Source organism: Clostridia bacterium (genome assembly GCA_019683875.1).
Classification (GTDB): Bacteria; Bacillota; Sulfobacillia; order RBS10-35; family Bu92; genus Bu92.
Genome location: JADGHN010000123.1, coordinates 1 through 4,874 on the forward strand (window position 1 = coordinate 1; position 4,874 = coordinate 4,874).

The window sequence follows — 4,874 nt, forward strand, 5'->3', positions numbered from 1 at the left end:
GTGGGGCTGGTGGCCGACGGGCGGGGACGGCCGGTGCCGCCCGGCCTGCAGAAGCCGCCAGCGGTACGCCATTGGCTGGACGTGGTGGGGGCGCTGCCGGGCGCACGCACGGAGGCACGGGCGGCGGCCGGTGGCGTCGCGACGGAGGAGGGGGGTGCGCCGGCGTGACGTACGTGCGCCCGCTTATGGAACCAGGGCCGTTTGAGCACGTGCGATCGCTGGCGGCGGAAGGTCGCGTGTTCGTCCAGCCGGGGGACCGCGTCCACCCGGACGACGTCGTCGCGGAAGTCGAGATGGTGGCCGGCGCGCCGTATTTCATCGACGTGCGGCGCGAGCTGGGCCTCACCGCCTGGGATCCCCAGCGTCACGCGGACGTGTTTCTGGTCCGCGTGGGGGACCGCGTGCGGACGCACGATCCCGTCGCGCGCGCGGAAGTGGGGCGGCTGCGGGAGGTGCGCTGGGCGAAGAGCCCCATCACCGGCGAGGTCGAGTGGCTGTCGGTGGCGGCGGGGCAGCTGATCGTCCGCGAGGACGCGCAGTCGGCTTCGCCCGTGGAGGTCGTGGACGTGGCCGGCCGGTTGAAGCTGCCTCCGGCCGCGGCCGTGCGCTGCCTCCGGTGCCGCGAGGGCGACGAGGTCAAGGCCGGGGCCGTGCTGGCGGCGGAGGCGTCCTATCTTTCGCGCGACGTCGTCTATTCGCCGGCCGACGGCCGGGTCGAGCGGATCGACCCTCAGACGGGGGCCGTGTACATCGTGCGGCCCAGCACGATCGCGCGGATGGCGGCGGCTTACCCCGGCGACGTCGCGGCGGTGGGGGCATCGTCCGTGACGGTGCGCACGGAGGGATGGCGCGTCTGGGGCGTGCTCGGCCGCGGCCCGCTGCGCTGGGGGCCGCTGCGTGTGCTGGCGGACGGCCAGCCCATCACCGCCGCGCACGAAGGATGCGTGGTCGCGCTACGCGGGGAGCTCGGCGCCGGCGCGTGGGCGGCGGCGCGCCGGCACGGCGTGGCGGCGATCGTCGCCGGTTCCGCCGACCCGGACGTCTGGACCCAGGAGCCGGGGCGGGCGTCTGCGGGCGGCGACGTGGCCGTGGTGCTGACGGAGGGCGCCTCCGGCGCGGCCATGGCGCAGGCCGTGTGGGCAGCGCTGGAACGGGCGGCGGATTGCCTCGTGACGGTGAACCCGGTGGCGCACGTGCGCGCGGGCGCGCTGCCGCCGGAGGTGGTCGTCGCGAGCCCGGAGACGGTGCCGCCGCGGCCGCTGTTCCTCGTCAAGGGCGACGCGGAGGAGGGCGAGCCCGTACGCGTGGTGGCCGGGCGGCACGCCGGCCGGTGGGGACGCTTCCGCGGTTGGGCGGCCGCGCGGCCACTGCCGAGCGGTGTGCTCAGCGAGACCGCGCGCATCGAACTGGACGACGGGACCGAAGCGGAGGTGGCCCGCGAGAACTTCGAGGCGCTGCGCGCGTGAAGCCGCGTGGTCACGCGAAGTCGAGGCGGAGCTGCACGGGCGGCCGAATTGCGGAGGCGGCAGGGCCCGCCGACGCCCGCCGGGCCGGCGACGCCTGCCGTGTGACGGGCCTCCGACCCGGTGCCTTCCGCTCCCCGACGCCGTACTGTGAGCAGAGCTTCTGCACGCGCGCCTCCAAGGCGTTGACGTAGGCCCGCGGCGCGTTGTCCGTCGCGTAAAACGTGCGATAGAACGGGACGAGATCCGGCCGCTCGGCCTGCAGCCGCTCGAAGAACCACTCCCGCGCGCCGTGCGGCAGCCGGAGCGCGAGCGGCACGACGAACGCGGCGCCGCACGCGGCCGCCGCGCGCACGACGGCCTCCAGTTGCCGGGAATCGTCGTTCAGCCGCGGCACGATGGGCGCCATGAGGATGCCGGCGCGGATGCCCTCCGACCGCAGCCGCGCCAGCGCGCGCAACCGGTACTTGGGCTGCGGCGTCCCCGGCTCAAGGAAGCGCCAGGCGTCCGGGTCCAGCGTGCCGATGCTGAAGTGCACGACGACGCCGGGCCCTCGGGCCAGCTCCTTTAGCAAGTCCAAGTCGCGCAGGATGAGGGGCGACTTGGTGGTGATGCTCACCGCAATGCCGTGCGCCAGAAGCGTCTCCAGCACGCGGCGCGTGAGGCGCAGGCGGCCCTCCAGAGGCTGATAGCAATCGGTGGCCGTGCCCAGGGCGACCGACTCCCCGCGCCACCTGCCGCTTTGGAGCTGGCGTTCCAGCGCCTCCACCACGTTCTCCTTGAAGAAGATCCGCCGGTTGAAGTCCTCTCCGGCATTCAGCCCCAGATACTCATGCGTGACGCGCGCATAGCAGTAGAGGCAGCTGTGAGCGCAGCCCCGATACGGATTGAGCGACCACCGGAAGGGCATGTTGTCCACCCGGTTGATGGCCGTCTTGGCGTAAAGCGGTTCGGCGTTCACCGGCGCGCCCCCCGAGGCTCACCGTATCACACCGAACACATGTTCGCAAGCGCCTTCACCGTGACGGCGCCGTTTGTTCCGCCGGCACGTCCAGGCGCCGGGTCGAAAGCAGGTCCCCGACGGTCAGAACCTTCAGCCCCCGCGCCTCCAGCGCGCTCAATATGCGGTCCAGCGCGTCCGGCGTGCGTTCCGTCGGGTGCATGAGGATGAGCGCCCCGGGTCCGGCCTTCTCCAACACGCGGCCGACCATCCAGTCCACGGTGGGGTTCATCCAGTCCACCGTGTCCGCCGTCCACATGACCGTCTCGTGGCCGAGCTCCCGCGCCGCCTTGAGGATCTCGTCGTTGACGACGCCCTTGTGCGTGCTGAACCAGAAGGGGCGGACGCCCGTCGCCGCCTGGATGGCCTGGTCGGCCATCGTGATCTGTTCGAGGATGCCCTTGCGGTCGAGCCGTTCCCAGTCCACCGCCGAGTACCCGTGGCTGGCGATCTCGTGCCCGCGCTGCGCGATTTGACGGGCCAAGGAGGCGTTGGCCTTCGCCCAGTCGCCCATGAGGAACCACGTCGCCTTGGCGTGGTGGCGGTCCAGCACGTCCAAAAGCCCGGGAATCCACTCATTGCCCCAGGCCACGTTGATCTCCACGGCGACGGCGCGCTTGGCCGGGTTGCCCTGGTAGATCGGGGCCAGGGGAAGGTCCGCCAGCGTCTTGCTCGGCGGAATCTCCCGAAACACGTAGGCGACGGACGCGTTGGGCGGCGCCCGGAGAACGCGCTCCAGCGTGGCCTGCACGTCGAGCTCCACGCCGTCGAGGCCTGGAATCAACCCCTGCGTGGCCGGGTCGACGCGCGGCTCGACCGGCGCGACGCGGCTCTCGGGAGCAATGCGCTCAAGGTGCGCGCGCACCTGCTCCATCGACCAGCCGCCCACCGCCTGCTCGCCCAGGTACACGCCGGCCGCGACGCGATGCGGCGGTCGGGGCGGGCGCGGCCAGAGGAGGACGACGGATCCGGCCATCGCGGCGAGGAGCGCGGCCGCGGCGATCACTTGCAGCGAGCGGCTCACGTGCGGTTCCCTCCGCCGCACCATACGCGGCCGCCCGTGCCGCTATGCCGCGCCGCGCTCCGTGCGCGTCAGTCGCTCCAGAGGACGAGGAGGGCGCCTTCCCGGACGGCGACGTCGACGCGGTTCGAGCGGGCTTCGTTGCTGGTGCCCAGCGTGCGCTCCCGGACGAGCACGGCGTCGCGCAACGGATACGCCGCGCCGCGGATGTGCACGCCCCGGCAGCGCCGGTCCAACGGCACAAGGGAAATCGTCGCGCCCGGCCGCGCCGGCACGCGCCAGACGACCGGGCGCCGATCCGGCGCCGGGACGAGCGCGCGGAACCGCCAGCCCGGCGCGTACGCGAAGACGGGCACGCCTCGCCGTTCGAAGCGGGGCAGGAGGAGCGCCGTGGCCAGCGTCTGGTCAAGCCGGTCGCCGGCCGCTCCGAAGAGGTGGACCTCGCGCGCTCCCGAAGCGAGGGCTCGCCGCAGGGCCAGCTCGCCGTCCGACGCGTCCTTGGCCACGGGGTGGCGCTCCATGGGGATGCCCGCTTCGCGGATGCGCGCCAGGGCTTCGGCGCTCGCGGAGTCGAAGTCGCCGAGCGCCAGGTCCGGCGTGAGGCCGAGGCGCAGGACGTGATCCAATCCCGCGTCCGCGCAGCAGAGAAACGCGCCTTCGCGGGCAAGCGCCCGCAGCGTGTCCTCGTGGGACATCGCGCCGCCTGCGACCACCGCCCAAATCCGGCCTTCTCCCGGCACGCCCGCACCTCCGCCCGGCATTCCGTCCGCTTGGCTTCCGTTTCGTTTGACAATCGCCACGTCGCGTTCATATGCTAACATTGACCTGGATTTAGACGAAACTAAAAAACGAGTTCGAGGAGACGAAACCGTGCCGAGCCAGGCCATGGAAGACTACCTGCTGGCCATCTACCGCCTGGAAGACCTCGGCCGGCGCCCCGGCACCGGCGAGGTCGCGCAGGAGCTCGGCGTGTCCGCCGCGTCGACGACGGCGATGTTCAAGCGCCTCGCGCAGGAAGGCCTCGTCTCCTATCGGGAGTACGGGGGTGTCAGCCTTTCGGAGCGCGGGCGCGCCGTCGCGCTCGGCCTGATTCGCCGCCACCGGCTGGCGGAGCGGTTCCTGACCGACCTGCTGGACCTTCCGTGGGAAGGCGTGCACGAGATCGCGGACCGGTTGGAACACGCGCTGCCGCCGGAGGTGATCGAGCGCTTCGCCGGGCTCCTGGGCGACCCGCGCACCTGCCCGCACGGCCACCCCATCCCCACGACGGACGGCCGGATGCCGGAGATCGATGTCCGGCCGCTGCGGTCCGTCGAGGTCGGGGAGACGGCCGTCCGCCGCCCCGGCGAGGCGCGCCACCCCCCCCCAGTTGGGCCCCCCGGGCGGCAGG

6 protein-coding genes are annotated in these 4,874 nt (G+C 72.8%); 3 read left to right on the forward strand and 3 right to left on the reverse strand.

Features of this window, described 5'->3' with window-relative positions; all coding sequences use genetic code 11:
- Positions 1-168 (forward strand): hypothetical protein (locus IRZ18_08495; protein ID MBX5477142.1); only part of this gene is annotated, 168 nt, incomplete at its 5' end.
- Entirely contained in the window at positions 165-1,466 is a 1,302-nt protein-coding gene (locus tag IRZ18_08500; protein MBX5477143.1) for a hypothetical protein, read from the forward strand. The genes IRZ18_08495 and IRZ18_08500, both read left to right, overlap by 4 nt.
- Positions 1,467-1,476: 10 nt before the next feature.
- Here the strand turns inward: IRZ18_08500 and IRZ18_08505 are convergent, their stop codons facing one another.
- From IRZ18_08505 to IRZ18_08515, 3 genes are all read right to left on the reverse strand, one after another.
- On the reverse strand, positions 1,477-2,424 hold the full coding sequence (locus IRZ18_08505) for a radical SAM protein (protein ID MBX5477144.1): 948 nt from the start codon (positions 2,422-2,424) through the stop codon (positions 1,477-1,479).
- 55 nt (positions 2,425-2,479) lie between these two features.
- Positions 2,480-3,487 (reverse strand): polysaccharide deacetylase family protein, encoded by a 1,008-nt coding sequence (locus IRZ18_08510; GenBank protein MBX5477145.1) that lies wholly within the window; start codon positions 3,485-3,487, stop codon positions 2,480-2,482.
- A 68-nt stretch (positions 3,488-3,555) separates the two neighbouring features.
- A complete protein-coding gene (locus IRZ18_08515; GenBank protein MBX5477146.1) occupies positions 3,556-4,224 on the reverse strand; it encodes a thiamine diphosphokinase in 669 nt (222 codons plus the stop codon).
- A 130-nt stretch (positions 4,225-4,354) separates the two neighbouring features.
- On the opposite strand from IRZ18_08515, the gene IRZ18_08520 reads away from it, so the two are divergent.
- A partial coding sequence (locus IRZ18_08520) for a metal-dependent transcriptional regulator (GenBank protein ID MBX5477147.1) occupies positions 4,355-4,874 on the forward strand: 520 nt, incomplete at its 3' end.